At 69.6% G+C, this 15,823-nt stretch carries 16 protein-coding genes; 8 read left to right on the top strand and 8 right to left on the bottom strand.

The window, feature by feature from the left end; genetic code table 11:
• The first annotated feature begins 30 nt into the window (after positions 1 to 30).
• Positions 31 to 1,290 carry an MFS transporter gene (locus H4W30_RS39885; RefSeq protein WP_192747451.1) on the top strand — a complete coding sequence of 420 codons (1,260 nt, stop codon included), beginning with the start codon at positions 31 to 33 and terminating at the stop codon, positions 1,288 to 1,290.
• Between the two features lie 61 nt (positions 1,291 to 1,351).
• The gene (locus H4W30_RS39880; RefSeq protein ID WP_192747450.1) at positions 1,352 to 1,789 is read left to right on the top strand and encodes a hypothetical protein; all 438 of its coding nucleotides are present in this window, start codon (positions 1,352 to 1,354) and stop codon (positions 1,787 to 1,789) included.
• Between the two features lie 12 nt (positions 1,790 to 1,801).
• On the opposite strand, the gene H4W30_RS39875 is transcribed toward H4W30_RS39880, so the two are convergent.
• The 3 genes from H4W30_RS39875 to pheA form a co-directional block, all read right to left on the bottom strand.
• A complete protein-coding gene (locus H4W30_RS39875; protein ID WP_192747449.1) occupies positions 1,802 to 2,452 on the bottom strand; it encodes a DUF4232 domain-containing protein in 651 nt (216 codons plus the stop codon).
• A gap of 155 nt (positions 2,453 to 2,607) precedes the next feature.
• Positions 2,608 to 3,228 carry a histidine phosphatase family protein gene (locus tag H4W30_RS39870; protein ID WP_192747448.1) on the bottom strand — a complete coding sequence of 207 codons (621 nt, stop codon included), beginning with the start codon at positions 3,226 to 3,228 and terminating at the stop codon, positions 2,608 to 2,610.
• Positions 3,225 to 4,133 (bottom strand): prephenate dehydratase, encoded by a 909-nt coding sequence (gene pheA, locus H4W30_RS39865; protein WP_192747447.1) that lies wholly within the window; start codon positions 4,131 to 4,133, stop codon positions 3,225 to 3,227. Before pheA ends, H4W30_RS39870 begins: the two co-directional genes overlap by 4 nt.
• A 97-nt stretch (positions 4,134 to 4,230) precedes the next feature.
• On the opposite strand from pheA, the gene H4W30_RS39860 reads away from it, so the two are divergent.
• The 3 genes from H4W30_RS39860 (at position 4,231) to H4W30_RS39850 (ending at position 6,833) form a co-directional block, all read left to right on the top strand.
• The gene (locus H4W30_RS39860; protein WP_126732484.1) at positions 4,231 to 4,872 is read left to right on the top strand and encodes a macro domain-containing protein; all 642 of its coding nucleotides are present in this window, start codon (positions 4,231 to 4,233) and stop codon (positions 4,870 to 4,872) included.
• A 157-nt stretch (positions 4,873 to 5,029) separates the two neighbouring features.
• Complete coding sequence (gene coaA, locus H4W30_RS39855; RefSeq protein WP_126732485.1) at positions 5,030 to 5,962, top strand: type I pantothenate kinase; 933 nt, start codon at positions 5,030 to 5,032, stop codon at positions 5,960 to 5,962.
• A 700-nt stretch (positions 5,963 to 6,662) separates the two neighbouring features.
• A complete protein-coding gene (locus H4W30_RS39850) occupies positions 6,663 to 6,833 on the top strand; it encodes a hypothetical protein (RefSeq protein WP_167551706.1) in 171 nt (56 codons plus the stop codon).
• Between the two features lie 95 nt (positions 6,834 to 6,928).
• On the opposite strand, the gene H4W30_RS39845 is transcribed toward H4W30_RS39850, so the two are convergent.
• From H4W30_RS39845 to H4W30_RS39825, 5 genes are all read right to left on the bottom strand, one after another.
• The gene (locus H4W30_RS39845; protein WP_192747446.1) at positions 6,929 to 7,345 is read right to left on the bottom strand and encodes a type II toxin-antitoxin system VapC family toxin; all 417 of its coding nucleotides are present in this window, start codon (positions 7,343 to 7,345) and stop codon (positions 6,929 to 6,931) included.
• Positions 7,342 to 7,641, bottom strand: coding sequence for a type II toxin-antitoxin system Phd/YefM family antitoxin (locus H4W30_RS39840; protein WP_192747445.1), 300 nt, complete (start codon positions 7,639 to 7,641; stop codon positions 7,342 to 7,344). The genes H4W30_RS39845 and H4W30_RS39840 overlap by 4 nt, the downstream gene beginning before the upstream one ends.
• Positions 7,642 to 7,707: 66 nt before the next feature.
• Positions 7,708 to 9,264, bottom strand: a complete 1,557-nt coding sequence (locus H4W30_RS39835; RefSeq protein WP_192747444.1) for a DUF1841 family protein — start codon at positions 9,262 to 9,264, stop codon at positions 7,708 to 7,710.
• Between the two features lie 176 nt (positions 9,265 to 9,440).
• Positions 9,441 to 10,748: a hypothetical protein gene (locus H4W30_RS39830; protein ID WP_192747443.1), complete on the bottom strand. Its 1,308-nt coding sequence runs from the start codon at positions 10,746 to 10,748 to the stop codon at positions 9,441 to 9,443.
• Entirely contained in the window at positions 10,745 to 11,635 is an 891-nt protein-coding gene (locus H4W30_RS39825) for a nitrate- and nitrite sensing domain-containing protein (RefSeq protein ID WP_225950802.1), read from the bottom strand. The genes H4W30_RS39830 and H4W30_RS39825 overlap by 4 nt, the downstream gene beginning before the upstream one ends.
• Before the next feature lie 121 nt (positions 11,636 to 11,756).
• On the opposite strand from H4W30_RS39825, the gene H4W30_RS39820 reads away from it, so the two are divergent.
• The 3 genes from H4W30_RS39820 (at position 11,757) to H4W30_RS39810 (ending at position 15,814) form a co-directional block, all read left to right on the top strand.
• Positions 11,757 to 12,074 (top strand): nucleotide pyrophosphohydrolase, encoded by a 318-nt coding sequence (locus tag H4W30_RS39820; protein ID WP_034309662.1) that lies wholly within the window; start codon positions 11,757 to 11,759, stop codon positions 12,072 to 12,074.
• A gap of 68 nt (positions 12,075 to 12,142) precedes the next feature.
• Positions 12,143 to 14,662, top strand: a complete 2,520-nt coding sequence (locus H4W30_RS39815; protein WP_192747442.1) for a M14 family zinc carboxypeptidase — start codon at positions 12,143 to 12,145, stop codon at positions 14,660 to 14,662.
• 9 nt (positions 14,663 to 14,671) lie between these two features.
• On the top strand, positions 14,672 to 15,814 hold the full coding sequence (locus tag H4W30_RS39810) for a hypothetical protein (protein ID WP_192747441.1): 1,143 nt from the start codon (positions 14,672 to 14,674) through the stop codon (positions 15,812 to 15,814).
• Positions 15,815 to 15,823: the final 9 nt, after the last annotated feature.

The following is a 15,823-nucleotide window of genomic DNA, read 5'->3' as shown; positions in this document are numbered from 1 at the left end:
CCGGCGCCGGCGAATGCCCGGGAGGCGGACATGGCCGGATCGGCGGCACGCGGGAGGGGTGACCGGCGGTTGCGCTGGCTGCTCGCCTCCAGCGCGGCGTCGAACCTCGGCGACGGGATCGGCAAGGTCGCGTTCCCGCTGCTCGCGGTCACCCTGACCCGGGACCCGCTGCTCATCGCCGGCCTTTCGGCGACCCAGTTCCTGCCGTGGCTGCTGTTCGCGCTCCCGGCGGGCGCGCTGCTGGACCGCGTCGACCGGCGGCGGGCGATGATCCTCGCGAACGGCGTCCGCGCGGTGGTCGTCGGCGGGACGGCCGCCCTGGTCGCCGCGGGCGGGGTGACGATCTGGCTGGTCTACGCCGCCGCCCTGCTCATCGGCTTCGCCGAGGTGGTCGCCGACAGTGCCGCGAACGTGCTCATCCCGGCGGTCGTCGGCGAAGGTTCGCTCGACAGCGCGAACAGCAAGCTCCAGGCCTGCGAGATCGTGGGGCAGACCTTCCTGGGCGGGCCGGTCGGCAGCGCCACCTTCGCGCTCTTCGCGACGTTCCCCTTCCTGCTCAACTCGGTGGGCTTCGCGATCGCGGCCGCCGTGTTGATCGGCCTCGCCGGGAGCTACCGGCCGAGAGCCACCGGCGACGCGCCCACCAACCTCCGCGCCGGACTGGCGGAGGGTTTCCGCTGGCTGAAGCACAGCCGGCTGGTGCTGCGACTGGTCGTCGTCGCCGGACTGATCAGCCTGGTCAGCGAACTCGCGCAGGCGCAGCTGGTGCTCTACGCGATCGAGTACCTGCGCCTCAGCGAAGCGGCCTTCGGGCTCTTCGCGTTCGTCGGCGGCATCGGTGGCCTGCTCGGCGCGGCCGCCGCCCCGCGGCTGGTGAAGGCGACCAGCCGTCGCGCGGTACTCGTCGGGGGCACGGCCTGCTGCGGCGCGGCGTTCACCGGCATGGGCCTGACGGGTTCGCCGGTGGCGGGAGCGGCACTGTTCGGCCTGTTCGCGGCCGCCGTGGTCGCGGTGAACATCGTGCTCGGCACGGCGCGGCACACACTCGTCCCCGGCGAGCTGCTCGGCCGGGTCCTCGGCGTATGGCGCACCGTCGTGTGGGGAGCGATCCCGATCGGCGCGCTGCTCGGCGGCGTCCTCACCCATGCCCTCGGTTCCCCGGCCCGGACCTTCCTCACGTCCGGGCTTCTGCTGTTCGGAGTAGCCGGTTTCGCGTTCGTCTCGTTACGGCAAGGAGCCTTCGATGACGAATCGGCCACGGAGGAGCGGGTTCTCCACCAAGACCGGTGAAAACAAAGGTCTTTGGTGCTGAAATAGCCCATCACCGCCACTGGTGACGGGGAGGTCCGCGATGCAGCAGACACTGGTGCCGGAGGCCGGCGTGGGGACGACAGAACCTTCGAGACGTCCGCAGGTACTCACCGCCTTCGCCGGTTTCGTGATCGGCGGTGGCGTGATCGGCATGCTGTGGGCGCTCTCGGGAGTCAACGCGGGGGCGCTCGAAGACGCGCAACACGCTTGTTCGGCGCTGGCCAGGGTCGGCACGATCCCGGACACCACCGATTCGGCACCCGGCGAACGGACCGTGGCCGTCCTCGCCCCCGAGGTCCTGCACCGGATGACGGCCGCACGCGAACTCTCCGCCGCGGCGGCCGCCGCCAACGACACCTACCGGCCGCTGGCCGAGCACATCGACGGGGTCAGCCGGATGGTGTTCAGCCTGCACTTCAACCAGATCTCGGGCCAGCGGCACCTGGCGCAGGCCGAACAGCTCTGCACCCAGCTCTAGTTCCTTGTGGCTCTAGCCCTTGTGGACGGTCTGGACGGTCAGCTGATTGCCCGGGATCTTCCCCGCGCAGCCGAGTCCCTGCACCGGCACGAAGTTCGAGGCCGTCTCCTGCGGCAGGTACACCCGCAGCCCCCGGGTCTCGGTGGGCTTGCAGGCCGCCTCGTCGTAGTTGCGGACGTTCACGAAACCGACGTCGGCGACCGCGCTTTCCCCGTTGGCAAGCTGGACGGGGGCTCCCTTGGCGCCGTCGCGATACGCGGCCTCACCGACCTGGTGACCGTCGGCGCCGGTTACGTAGGAGACGCCGGGGAAACCCTGGATGGTGCACGGGTGCCCGCTCGAGTTGGTGATGACGAGCTTGCGGTACACCGTGCCCGCGGCGGCGTCACCGTCCTTGATGGACAGTTTGACGTCGCCCGCCTTGCACAGTCCGTCGTTCTTGGGCGCCGGTGCGGGCGTTTGCGCGGGCTGCGGGGCGGGCGCCGGGCTCGACGAGCTCGCGCTGGGCGCGGCGGAGGTGTCCGGCGCCGAACTCGACGGCGACGCGGACGTGTTCTGCGCGACGGGCGCGGGTTCCGCACCGCAGGCGCTGAGCAGCAGAAGCCCGGCGGTACCCGCGACGAGACCGCCGATGGAGATCAGTTTCGAACGAATCATGGTCATTCGCCTCCCTGTAACCGGACAATGCCGGGTGACCCACCGTTCAGTAGACGTGTTGTCCGCCGTGGGGGTTGCGCTCCATCGGTTAATTCCCCACAAGGTGTTAATCGATCTTGTGGGGGGTATTCCCCGGCGGGCGCGGAGGCAAACGTTCCTGGTCAGGCGTCGACGGGGGCGTCCGCCCAGGTGAGACAGGTCCAGCCGGCGGGGGCCGCGACGAGTTCGACGATCCCGGTGTTGGGAATGAGCCCCTGGTTGGCGACCTCGGCGGTCACGTTCCCGGCGAGCCATTCGCCGCCGAGGCGGATCGCGCCGCCATGGCTCACCAGCACCACCGTGCCGTCGGGGTCGGCCTGCTCATGCTTGGCGCGGAGGCGGGCGACCGCGTCGAGCATCCGGGCGCGGACCTGCGCACCGGTCTCGCCGCCGGGGATCGGCGGGTCGAGCTCGCCGAGCGTCCACCGGCGCACGACGCTCATGTAGGTCGTGATCGAGTCCTTGTCCGTCTTGCCTTCGAGGTCGCCCGCCGCGACCTCGTGCACGCCGTCGAGGACCTGGACGTCCAAGCCCCGTTCGGCCGCCAGCGGCGCGGCGGTCTGCTGGGCGCGGACCGCCTGCGAGGCGTAGACCGCGACGATCGGCTCGCCGTCCAGCCGCGTCACGAGGCTCTGGGCCTGCTCGCGGCCCAGCTCGGTGAGCGGCGGCCCCGGCAGCGCGGTGTCGAGCGCGCCGCGCACGTTGCCTTCGGTCTGGCCGTGGCGGACGAGGAGAAGTTTCACGCCTGTGCTCCCTTCCGTACCGACTCGACCCAGCCGATCGCGTCGGTGAAATCCTCGTTGGCGGCGCCCGGTTCGATCTCGGTCGTTCCGTTGTCCGCGCGCGGGTGGGAGCCGAGGAACCGGACGTTCCGGCACCGGCGGCGCAACGCGGCCAGCGCGTCGCCGATCCGGGGCTCGGCCACATGCCCCTCGAAGTCGATGAAGAAGCGGTACTCGCCGAAGTTGTTCCTGGTCGGGCGGGCGTCCAGCTTGGTCAGGTTGATGCCGCGGACCGCCAGTTCGGTGAGCAGTTCGGCCAGGGCACCGGTCCGGTTCGTCGCGGCGGCGACGATCGACGTGCGGTCCGCCCCCGTCGGCTGCGGCAGCTCACCGGGCGCGCGGACCAGCAGGAACCGGGTCTTGGCGTCGCGGACGTCGGCGACCTCGGTGGCCCGCACCTCCAGCGGGTAGTGCTCGACGGCGACCGGCGCGGTGACGGCGGCGTCGAACTCGCCCGCGTCCACCGCGACCGCGGCCGCCGCCGTGGACGACGTCGCGACCGGATGCGCCCCCGGCAGGTTCGCCTCGACCCAGTGGCGGACCTGGGCGAGCGCGTGCGGATGGCTGGCGACGGTGCGGATCTCGGTGGTGCCCGGCCGGGTCAGCACGCTGAAGTGGACCGGCAGCAGTACCTCCGCCACGGCGACGAGCGGCTCGGCTTCGCTCAGGCTGTCGAGGGTGGCGGTGACCGCGCCCTCCACGGAGTTCTCGATCGGGACGCACGCGGCGTCGGCCGCGCCCGAGCGCACCGCGGCCAGCGCCGCCGGGATGGTCTCCGCCGGGATCAGCTCCTCCCCGGGGGCGAGCCGGCGCGCGGCCTGTTCGGTGAAGGTTCCCTGAGGGCCGAAGTAAGCGATCCGTGACACCCCGCCAGATTACGCACGGCGCGGGTGGCGACTTTCACTCGGACAGCCGGTACGCGCACCGGTTACGCCGGGTGGCTTTTTTTGTCATGCTTAGGGCGTGACCGCCGAACCGGGCACGCGCACCGGCCACGAGGACGCCGGCTCCTCCTTTCCTCCCCTGTCGGACCGCCCCACTCCGGAGCTGGTGTTGTGCGCCGTCGATGACCTGCTCGCACAAGCCTGGACGACCGTCGCGGACACGGTCGACGGCCGGGTCTTCGTGCACCGCGGATCCGTGCTCGACGTCGTCGCGCAGGCCGTCGTCAGCCCCGCGAACTCCTACGGCTGGATGCGCGGCGGCATCGACGCCGTCTATGCCCGCGCCTATCCCGAAGTCGAGCAGAACGTGCGCAGCGCGGTGCTCGCCTACCACGGCGGGGAGCTCCCGATCGGCGAAGCGGTGGTCGTGCCCACCGGCGAGGCCGAGCCCGCCTGGCTGATCAGCGCGCCGACGATGCGGGAACCCGGCGAACGCCTCCCGCGCGACACCGTGCATCCGTACCTGGCCGCCCGGGCGGTGTTCCGGCAATGGCGCGACGGCAGGCTCGACCAGGGCCGGATCCGTGATCTCGTCCACACGATCGCGATGCCCGGCCTCGGTACCGGCTTCGGCGGCGTCGCGCCCGCGTCGTGCGCACGGCAGGTCGCCGCGGCGTGGAACGAGGTCTTCACGCCGGGCCGTACCCGTAACGGACGGTAACGCCCTGAAGCGGGGTACATCACATCGCAGCGCGTTCACGAGCCGTAAGCCCTACCGTTAAAGCGGCTTCATCCGGTTCGAGGCACGTTCACCCGCCGAGAACTCGTCAACACGGTTTTGTACGGCGCCAGCGCAGGCGACGGGCGAGGAGTGTGCGATGCCGCGGGTCCGTGAGCTCAGTCCCTACGTCGAGCTGCACCGTGAGCAGTGGCGCGAGTTGCGCAGGTCGACTCCTCTGCCGCTGACCGCCGCGGAACTGCTGCGGCTGCGCGGTCTCGGCGAACAGGTCGACCTTGCCGAGGTCGCCGAGGTCTACCTGCCGCTCTCCCGGCTGATCAATCTCCAGGTCGCCGCCCGGCAACGGTTGTACGAAGCCACCACCACCTTTCTCGGTGAAGACAGTCGGGGCACCAAGGTGCCGTACATCATCGGGATCGCCGGAAGCGTCGCCGTCGGCAAGTCGACCACCGCGCGCATCCTGCGGACCCTGCTCGCCCGCTGGCCGGATCACCCCAGGGTCGACCTGGTCACCACCGACGGGTTCCTCTACCCGCGTGCGGAACTGGTGCGGCGCGGGATCATGCACCGCAAGGGTTTCCCGGAGAGCTACGACCGGCGGGCGCTGCTGCGGTTCGTCACCGACGTGAAGTCCGGGGCGGAACGGGTCAGCGCTCCGGTGTACTCGCACCTCGCCTACGACATCCTTCCGGACGAGGAACAGGTCGTTCAGCGGCCGGACATCCTGATCCTCGAAGGGTTGAACGTCCTTCAGCCCGGCCCCCGGCTCACCGTCTCCGATCTGTTCGACTTCTCGATCTACGTGGACGCGCCGACGACCGACATCGAACGCTGGTACATCGAGCGCTTCCTCAAGCTGCGGCACACCGCTTTCGCGGACCCCGCGTCGCACTTCCACCACTTCGCCGGCCTCCCGGACGACGAGGCCCGCGCCGAGGCACGCCACCTGTGGCGCACGATCAACGAGCCGAACCTGATGGAGAACATCAAGCCGACGCGGCCCCGGGCGACCCTCGTCCTCCGCAAGGACGCCGACCACGCGATCAACCGGGTCCGGCTGCGCAAGCTCTGAGGCCGTAGGCGGAACTCGGGTGATCGGAGCCGTGACTCGCGTGCGCGGGGGCGCAACACGCGTGATCGGAGCCGCAACTCACGTGATCTAGGGCGGAACTCACGTGATCTGCGGCGGAACTCACGTGGCCGAAGCCCGACCTCGCGTGATCGGGGCCGTGACTCGCGTGATCAGAGGCGCAACACGCGTGATCGGGGCCGTAACTCACGTGATCAGAGGCGCAACACGCGCGATCGGGGCCGTAACTCACGTGATCAGAGGCGCAACACGCGTGATTGAAGGCGCAACTCGCGTGCTCCGGGGCGTAACTCGCGTGATTGGAGGCGTGACTCGCGTGATCGGGGGCGTGACTCGCGAGGCACGTCGACGAGACCGCGACACGGCGTTACCGGGCAAGCATGAATTCTCTACTCACGGCGAGCGTTCACGACAAGTTCCAAGATCACTTCGCCGGAGCCCGATCACCCGGGCGACTTCCGGCCGTTCCCTCACAAAGACCAGCCTTCGCACCATCGGAGAGCCGGTGGCGTCCGCTGGTCGCGCACCGCTGTCGGGCGGTGGCATTCCTCGGCCGATCGGCCGATCCACGCTCAGTACGTGTAACCGGTTGGCCGATACCGGCTACAGGCCCCCGAGGCGACCCTTGTCTCAGGGGTTCACGAGGTCTCGAAAAAGACCTTGAGCAGGGAGGAGGCTCACGATGTTCTCGATCATCCTGACCTGGGTCGGCTCGATTCTCGGACTCGCACTCCTGGTGGCCATGGCCGCCGGCGCCTTCGTCGTCGACTTCGACGACGCCCGTGGAGACCGCCGCCGGAAGAAGCCGCAAGTCACGGAGAGCAAGGGCACTCCCGCGGCACCGCTGGGCTGAGCCGCGGCGGACCGAACTTCGACAGACTGAACTTCGGCAAGCTGTACTCCGGCCGATCAAGGCGTCCGGACGTCTTGATCCTCTCGGAGCTTCCTTCAGTCGAACGGATCGTGCACCTGCGCACCGAGCCCGGCCATGTCGGCGAGGTTCCTGGTGACCAGGGTCAGGTCGTGGACCCGGGCGGTCGCGGCGATCAGCCCGTCGATGGACGGCACTTTCCGCGGCGCGTACTGCCTTCCCCATTCGGCGGCGATCTCGGCGGTCACCGGAAGGATCCGTTCCGAGAACTGCGCGGTGAGCCCGGACAGCCACTCGGTCAGCGCTTCCGCGCGCTCCCTGTCCCGCTCGCCTCGATTCCTGAGCTTCGTTATCCCCCTCTCGATCTCCCCCACCGTCAGCGCGCTCAGATAGAGCCTGCTCGACGACACTCCACCCCACCACCGGGCGAAGCCCGGGTTCTGCGTGCGGCGCCGAGCCTCGGACACGATGTTCGTGTCCAGCAGAAAGCTCACCCGCTCACCTCCACGACATCTCTCGGCAGGTCTTCCGCGCGTTCGGCGGCGATCTCCTCCAGCACGTCGGCCAGCGCCTCCCCGTATTCCGGGTGGTGGTGCTCTCCGGAGAGCACGAGCTTGAAATCGACGGCTTCACCGCTTCCGGTCAACCTGCGGTAATCCACGATGTCCAGCACCACGGCCACCTCCTCCCCATGTTTCGTGACGAACTGCGGCCCATCGGACGCGGCGCGGCGCAGCAGCTCGCTCAGCCGCTGCTTGGCGTCCTGTACTTGCCAGGTTGCTGCTTCCATCTAGACAGACTAGACAGAATGAGGTGGGTTGGCAAGGGAGGGAGGTGTGACCGGGGAAAACGGGGTTCAGGCGAGCTCGTCGAGCGCCTTCCGGTAGTCGTCGACGTCGTAGTCCATCTCGTGCTCGCCCGATTCGGTGAGCTGGGCGGACAGCGCGTCGATGAGGCGGTCGAAGATCTCCTCGCGCTCCTGCCCGGTCTCGCTCAGCCGCCGCACGGCCTGCCAGACCTCGGCGGGCTCGTCGGCCCAGAGCTGGTCGACGATCGTGGTCTTGAGCGCGAGCCGCATCCGCGGTTCGCCGTCGAAGGTCTCCTCGGCCAGCGCCTCGTGGTACTCGGGGTGCTCGCCGATCACCAGGAGACGGCGCTGTTCGGGGTCGGCGGGTTCGAGCTCCAGCTCCTCGTCCCCGATCTCCGCGTAGACCGTCGGGACGGCGAACATCCGGCGCGCCAGGGCTTCCGCGAGTTCCGCCGGGTCCTCGATCCCCTCGGAGCCGTCGAAGTAGACGTCGAGCGCGGAGTCCTCGTCCTGCGCGAATTCCTCCAGGAACTCGGTCGCGCTCTCCAGCAGCGCGACACGCGCGGCCTCGGGGAGCCCGGCGCGGTCGGCGGCCCAGGTGACCCAGCCGAGCAGGGCCGGCTCCAGCGCGTCCTCGTAGGCCTCGTCGATCTCGAATTCCCCGTCCAGCAGCGATTCGAGGAACCGGGCGAGCTTCTCGGGGCCGACCCGCAGCGGGCTTCCCGGCTCGGTCTCACAGCCGTAGTCGACGAGTAAGCGCGCGTAGAACCGCGTCGCCTCCGTGTCCTCCACGAGCCCGGAGCCGATGAAGTCGGCCACGACCTCTTCGCGGACCTGCTCGGGCCATTCGGTGATCTCGGGCGACGGCTCGGGAGCGGGAAGCGCCCGGATCCAGGCCAGCGCGAGCGCGTGGAACCGTGCGTAGTCCTCACTGACGTCGGGCTCCTCGACGACGTCCGTCGCGGCCAGCCCGTCGGCGAGCAGCTGGTGGGCGCGCTCGGGCAGCACCCGCTCCAGCGTGACCAGCTCCGGGTCGTCGGCGGCCTGCTGCCGCATCTCGGCCAGCACGTCCTGCGGCTTGTCGACCACGACGACGTCGCGGATCCGGCCGCCCTCGGTGAAGTCGACCAGCGCGAGCAAGCCGTGTTCGGCTCCGCCGCGGGTGAAGACGCACAGAAGGGAGGACTCGTCGCCGAAGACGTCACCGGTCCGCCAGCACTCCCCGACGGTCACCGCGGCCAGGTCCGCCGCCCATTCCGGTTCCGGGATGCCACGGCCCAGCACGGTGTTCAGCGCCGAAGCGGCCGCCTCGCGCTCCTCCTCGGTCTCGGCGAAGACCCGCAGCCCGGCGAGGAGGGCGGCCGCGGCCGGAGTGATCTTCCGCTCGGCGAACGCGATGAGCTCCAGGCCCAGCGGCGTTTCGTCCTCCTCGAGCTCGATCTCCCACCACTGGCCGAGCACTTCGGAGGTCAGCAGCTCGACGTCGAGCACCTCGGGCTCGGCACCGAGGGTCGAGAAGTCCCGGAGGACGTCCTTGAAGAGACCCGTCACACTCGGAGTGGAGGGCTGGGCTGCCTTCTTGCGGGCACGGCTGACCGGACTCATGGCGACATGTTTTCACGCGGACCCGGCCGGGCTCGTCGCGGTGGCCCTGGGCGCGGAACACGGGGTCCGGTCGCGGGGAGGACGCGGGGGGACACCGGTTCACCGACCACCGCGACTTCACCCTCTTCGCCGGTTTTCCTCGGTTCGCTTCGAATAACGAGAGGCGGCGGGCGCGGTTACGCCCTGACCGGTTTGGGAATCGCGATTCTCGCCGCTTTGACCTCGGCGATCAGCCGCGTCTTGCGTTTGTGTATTTCCACCAATGTGCCGAGGTACGAGCTGAATTCTTCAGCCGTACCGGCCTTTTTGTGCGCCGTGCGCAGTTTGCGCAGTTGCCGGGCCGCCTCGCGGTAGGCGTTCGGATCCTTCCGCGTGATCAATTCTTCGACATGGTCCCGGTATACGGGAATGGTTTCGGCGGGATGGGCGACGGAACGGGAATCGGCGAGTTCGACCCGCACCGGCAAAGAGGCCTCGAATCGCACCGCGGCACGCCATGCCTCGTCGGCGCGGTCCTCGCCGAGCAACGCGCGGACGAGTTCGTCGGCGGCGTCCGTGCTCCCGGCGGCGAGTTCACGCAATCGGGCGAGCGCGGTCTTCCGCTGCGCGACCCAGCACCCGGTTTCCAGTGACTCCTCGCGCAGCGCGAGGTAGGTCGCGGCCGTGGGGTGCTCATCGAAATCCTTGCGCGACAAAGGATCTTTCTCCGTCGAAGGCGCTTCTTCCTTCTTGTCGTGCGTCAGCGCCCGCGCCGCGTGCGCGATGGCCTCGCTGTGCCGCCCCGCCGCGCGCAGCACGCGCACGATCTTGAGGCTGACGTCCACCCGCGGCGGCTTGGCGGCGAGGATCGCGACGAGCGCGTCGACGTCGCCGGACACCTCCGCCAGCTCCTCGCGCAGCCGCTCGGCGGTCTCGCGTTTCGCACCGGACGGATACTCGGCCAGCACGCTGTCCACTGTGGACTTGATCCGCGCGATTCCCTTGTCTCCCAAGGCGGAGGCGAAGTCGGCCAACTCGATGACCGGCCAGCCGGGGCCGTCGAACTCCACTTCGAGGATCCAGGCGGCCAGGCTTTCGGGGTCCGGCGGATGCGCCACGCAGGCCCGCGCGTACAGCTCGACCGCCCGGTCCAGCCGGTCCGCGACCTCGCCCGAGGCGTCGTCGATCTGCTCCAGCATTTCGCTGATGTCGTCCACGGTCCGGCGGGCTAGCGGGGCGAGGTCGGCCCGGCTGCCGGCGTCGAGAAGCCGCTGAAGCGTGTCGAGGACCGAACCGACCTTCGCGGCGTACTCGACGTTGCCCGCCAGCACGGCGGTGTCGAGGAGACGGTGCGCCTCGGCGACGTCACTCCCCTGGGTGGCGAAGCGGCTCTCCAGTGCCTGCCGTAACACAGGGTCACGCTCGGCCTGGGCGTGCAGCAGGTCCGCCAGCGTTTCCGCGTCCAAGGTACGCAGGTAGGGGCGCAGATCCGTCGGGGAACTCACCCGGACAAGTCTGCCCGACCGCTTCGCCGACTCGTGTGGGCCAACAGCGTGCTCTTTTCGGCGTAATCGCTCACCAGGTGTGACCAGGTCGGGATCGGGGTCGGCAGCCGACGGGCGAGCTGCATGACGATCGCCATCACCACCCCCGCGAGCAGCGAAATCGCCGCGGCGGCGGCGAGGGCTCCGCTCAGCACCCGGCGCCCACTGTCGACCGCGAGCTGCGCCGAGTACTCGATCTGGCGCGCGGAGAGGTCACCGAGGGTCCGGCCGACGACGCCGGCCGCGACGCGCCAGGACTCCTGGCCGACGGGCGGCGGTGTGGCCGCGCTCAACGCGGTTTCGACCGCGGCGAACCGGCCCCAGTCCTCGCTCCCGACGAGCTCCCGATAGGTCCGGCGGCTACTTTCCGTCAGCTTTCCGGCGATCGCGTCGAGCCTGGACCGGTAGGCGCCCACGGCGGCGGCGTAGTCGTGCCGCCCCGCGTCGTCGATCCCGGCGACCGCGAGGGAATCGCTGCGGTCCATGCCTTCGACGGCGGTGAGCAGTTCGACGGCGATCGTCTGCTGGTAGCCGACCTCGGCGTCGGGGGCCGCCCGCGCGATCTCGCGCAGGGAGGAAAGCGAGGTGTCGATGCGATCGGCGTACGCGGTGTAGGTGGCGGAGCGACTGCCAGGCGCCTTCAACGCGGCTGCCCGCTCCCGCTGCAGCGATGCGATCCCGCGGCTCGCCTCGGCGAGCGTGACCGCCCCGTTCTCCGCGTCGTCGCGGTCCTCGATGGCCTGCTGCACGAGGAATCCGCCGATGAACAACGCGACGAGCACCAAGGCCGCGCTCGGCACGAACGCGATGGAGAGCACGCGAGAGCGAAGGCTTCGCTGGTACGTCAAGGCTTTCCTTCCGGATCTGTCTCCCGACGCCGAGCGACGTTATGCAATTTGCAAATTGCACGTCAACGTCCGTCCGCCATACGGCCGTTAGCGCACCGTGACGATCTGGTAGGCACGGCACGTGACACTCGACGACCTCAACCAGCGCCTCCGCGACTTCGCCGCCGCACGGGACTGGGAACCGTTCCACACACCGAAGAACCTGGTCATGGCGCTGTCCGGCGAAGTCGGAGAGCTGACTTCGCTGTTCCAGTGGCTGACGCCGGAGGAGTCCGCGGAGTGGCGCGCCGACCCTGAGCTGGCACACAACGTGGTCGACGAGATCGCCGACGTCACGCTGTACCTTCTCCAGCTCGCGAACAGTCTCGGCGTGGACCTGATCGAGGCGGCCAACGCCAAGATCGACCGGAACGAAATCCGCTTCCCGGCGCCCGGTTAGCCGCCTTTCGGGTCTTGTGGGGCGTACGTTCGGCGGAAACACTGTGCCGACGTCCCTGGAGGTGGCCCTTGTCGCGTTCGGCTCGCACCGTGTTCCTCGCCCTCGTGCTGTCACTGAGCGCGGTCGCCGCGCCGGCCTATGCGGCGCCGCCACCGACGACGCACCGGGACCCCGGCAACGGGCCGGAACGCAACGAGATCGCCGCGACCGATCAGCCGATGAGCGTCGCGCGGGCCGCGGCGGGCGAGAACGTCGCGGGCGACCATTCCGGTTACCCGCGCAAGACCAAGCTGCGCGTGTACCCGGAGAACACGACCGACAAGTCGATCAAGCTAGGGCTCGCTCCGTATCACGCGATCGCGCCGAAGCTGAACGCGTTGCAGGCGCGCAGTGACCGGATCTCGGTCGAGATCGCCGGGCAGTCCGGCCTCGGCCGGGACCTCTACCTGGTGACGATCACCGCGCCGGAGAGCCCGTCCGAGACGCGGCGGCAGGACGCTTGGCGGTCGCTGATCGAGAACGACCCGGCCCGCGCCGCGCGCGATCCGTTCCTGCGCCACGGCTACAAGGCGCCGGTGTGGATCAACAACAACATCCACGGCAACGAATGGGAAGGCACCGACGGCGCGCTCCGCGTCATCGAGAAGCTGGCGACGTCGAACGACCGCAAGACCGCCGAACTCCTGAAGCGGAACCGGTTCTACTTCAACGTCACGGCCAATCCGGACGGTCGCGTCGCCGGCACGCGGCAGACGTCGCAGGGTTTCGACCCCAACCGCGACTTCGTCACCGCGTCGCAACCGGAGGTGCGGGCCATGCGCGGGATCGCCATCGGCAAGCAGCCGCTGATGATGCTGGACGAACACGGGTACGTCGCGAACACGCTCATCGAGCCGACCACGCCGCCGCACGGCCAGAACTACGACTTCGACCTCTACATCAAGCACGGGTACGCCAACGGGCTCGGCATGGAGAAGGCGGTCCAGGCGCTCGGTCGGCCGGAGACGGCGAAGCCGGAGATCCCGTTCCGCGACTACGAACCCGGCAGCTGGGACGGCTGGGCGCCGATCTACACCGCCCAGTACGCGATGTACCACGGCGCGGTGTCCTTCACGATCGAGATCCCGATGCGGGTCAACAACGCGGACTACGAGACGCAGCCGGTGGCCGAACTCCAGCGGCGCGCGGTGATCAACACCGAGGTCGTCGAGGCCACCATCGGCAGCACGCTGAACTACGTCGACCGCAACCGCGGCGAGCTCATCGCGAACCAGATCGAGATGTTCCGCCGCGGCACGGCCGGTGAGGCGCAACGCGAGATCCCCGACGGGTTCGTGCCCGGTTTCGGGCCGGAAGACCGCTACCGCACCGAGTTCCCGCGCGCGTACGTCATCCCCGCCGGCGCGGACCAGCGTTCCGCCGTCGCCGCTTCGCGTCTCGTCGACCACCTGGTGGCCAACGACGTCCGCGTGCGGCAGGCGGATCGCGCGTTCTCGCTGGCCGGACGCCGCTATCCGGCCGGTTCGTACGTGGTCGACATGCACCAGCCGAAACGCGGGCTGGCGAACGTGATGCTGGAGCAGGGTAGCGACATCTCGGCGAAGGTGCCGGTCATGTACGACATCTCCGGCTGGAGCCACCGCCTGCTGTGGGGCGCGTCGGTCGACATCGTCAAGCAGGGCCGCCTCGACATCCGGGCGCACGACGTCGTCGCCGCGTCTCCGACCGGTGGCGTCGACGCCGCGCCCGGCCGGGACCTCGCGCTGAAGCTCGTCGACGGCAAGGACGTCAGCGCCGCCAACGACCTGCTGAACCGCGGCCTCGCCCTCGGCCGCACCGACGACGGCACGGTCGTCGTCCCCGCGTCGGCCCGTCAGGCCGCCGCGGAGGTGGCGGACCGCTACGGCGTCCGGTTCACCGAAGCAAGCGGGCCGGCGACGCCGTTGACGCGCAAGACCATCGCGGCCGCCGTCGGTCCGGACGAGCTGAAGGCCCTGCGGGACATGGGCTTCGACGTGCGGCCGGTGTCGGCGGCCGTGCTCAACGCCGGCTTCGACTGGTCCCGGGTGGACCTGCTGTTCGTCTCATCGGGACTGCGGTACACCGATCTCAACCCGGCCGCGAAGGACGCTTTGCGCGCCTTCCTCGCCCGCGGCGGCGTGGTCACCCGAGGTGCCACGGGCGCGCGGTTCAACACGGACGTGGGACTTCTCGAAGCACGTCCGGTGGCGGGCTGGGAAGACGGGAACGGTGTCGTTTCGGTCGTCAACGGGACCGGGCCGGTGGGCGGCGGCGCGCTGCCGGACTCATTCGTCTACGGGCCGTTCTGGTTCACCGATCTGGGCTCCTCGGTCAGTGTCGAGCAGCGCTACGCGAGCGGGAATCCGCTGGTCGCGGGGCATTGGCGGACGCGGGACGACGGGACCGGCGGGCCGCTGCAGGCGGCGGGACAGGCCGCGGTCGTGTCCGGGACCTCGGGGCTCGGCGGACGGGCGGTGCTGTTCGGCACCGAACCGCTGTTCCGCGATCACCCGAAGGGCTTGTACTCGCAGGTGGCCAGGGCGATTTACTGGGCCGCCGCGAAGTAACGTGGGGGTATGCCCGTATCCCGTGGCCGGAAGCCGAAGAAGAACAAGAAGCCGGCAAGGGCGCAGAGGCCGCAGGCCATGGAGCCTGCGGCCCTGCCGGATTGGATGCCGGGGGCGATCGAGAACGTCCTCGACGAGGCGGGCGTTCTCCTGAAGGCGCAAAGCCCTCGCGAACTCGAGGAGGCGACGGCCTCGCTGCTCGGAGCCGAGCTGCACCGGGCGATTCAAGGCGAGAACGACGGCCTGGACTTCGATCTGTTCTTCGAAGCCGTCGTGCTCGCGGCGGCGAACGCGGAGCCGCGCCAGGAGCTTTGGTTGCTGCTGCAGGGGATGAGCGCGATCTCCCCACCGGGCTTCGAGTCGTTCGTGCGCGCGAGCGTGAGCAGGCTGCGGAAGGCATTGCGGTCCGAAGTCCTGCCCGAATGGCCCCAGCTGGCCGCGAAGATCAAGGCGACCGGCGACGTCTGGGAACTCCAGGATGTCTACGGAACGCGCCTCGGCGTGTTCGCGACGTTCTCCTACCCCGGTGACGCGGCCACAACGGTGTACGAGTTCGAAATCGACACGTCGTGGATTCCCCGCCTCGTCGGTGCCGGCGTCCACGACTCGCTCGACCAGGCGGCCGAAGCATGGCGGAAGCGTTTCGGCGGGACGGCGGTGCCCAGGCCGGTCACGGACCCGGGCCGTCTGGAAGGTCTCGTCAACCGCTCGCTGGACATCCTCGGCGACGAATCGCGCACCGTCCTGGACAATTGGTACCGCGCCGAGCGGCGGTACCTGACCCTCGATACCGCGCTGAAGAACCGCGGCCTGCGGTTGCCGCCGAGCCGCTCCTATTACTCGGACATCGACCCGACGGTGATGACCGTCCCCTTCAACGCCTGGCACCTCGAGACCTTCGGCAACGAGCCCGACGATCTGGTGGTCGAAGAGCTGGCCGCCGAGTGGATGGAGGGCGTCGTCCCGGCCACCTGGTTCGCGGTGTCGCCGGACCGGCTCGGTCATATCACCGCGCTGATCGGCGACTGGGCGGACGACCCCGTCCGGCCCGCCGCGCAGGCGCTGCTGCCGACGTGGGCGCGCTGGCTGGGCGAGCGGGCCGGGCTGCCGTCGGCGCTGGTGGACGGGGTGGTCGCCGTCGCGACGAAGTAACGTGGGGGT

The sequence above is a fragment of the Amycolatopsis roodepoortensis genome, from assembly GCF_014873915.1.
GTDB lineage: Bacteria > Actinomycetota > Actinomycetes > Mycobacteriales > Pseudonocardiaceae > Amycolatopsis > Amycolatopsis roodepoortensis.
This window is presented reverse-complemented; position numbering and strand designations above follow the sequence as displayed.

What these genes read in the sequence shown, in the direction of transcription:
- H4W30_RS39885 (WP_192747451.1), top strand. Translation starts at nt 31, where the DNA reads ATGGCCGGATCGGCGGCACGCGGGAGGGGTGACCGGCGGTTGCGCTGG.
- H4W30_RS39880 (WP_192747450.1), top strand. Translation starts at nt 1,352, where the DNA reads ATGCAGCAGACACTGGTGCCGGAGGCCGGCGTGGGGACGACAGAACCT.
- H4W30_RS39875 (WP_192747449.1), bottom strand. Translation starts at nt 2,452, where the DNA reads ATGACCATGATTCGTTCGAAACTGATCTCCATCGGCGGTCTCGTCGCG.
- coaA (WP_126732485.1), top strand. Translation starts at nt 5,030, where the DNA reads ATGCCGCGGGTCCGTGAGCTCAGTCCCTACGTCGAGCTGCACCGTGAG.
- H4W30_RS39850 (WP_167551706.1), top strand. Translation starts at nt 6,663, where the DNA reads ATGTTCTCGATCATCCTGACCTGGGTCGGCTCGATTCTCGGACTCGCA.
- H4W30_RS39840 (WP_192747445.1), bottom strand. Translation starts at nt 7,641, where the DNA reads ATGGAAGCAGCAACCTGGCAAGTACAGGACGCCAAGCAGCGGCTGAGC.
- H4W30_RS39835 (WP_192747444.1), bottom strand. Translation starts at nt 9,264, where the DNA reads ATGAGTCCGGTCAGCCGTGCCCGCAAGAAGGCAGCCCAGCCCTCCACT.
- H4W30_RS39810 (WP_192747441.1), top strand. Translation starts at nt 14,672, where the DNA reads ATGCCCGTATCCCGTGGCCGGAAGCCGAAGAAGAACAAGAAGCCGGCA.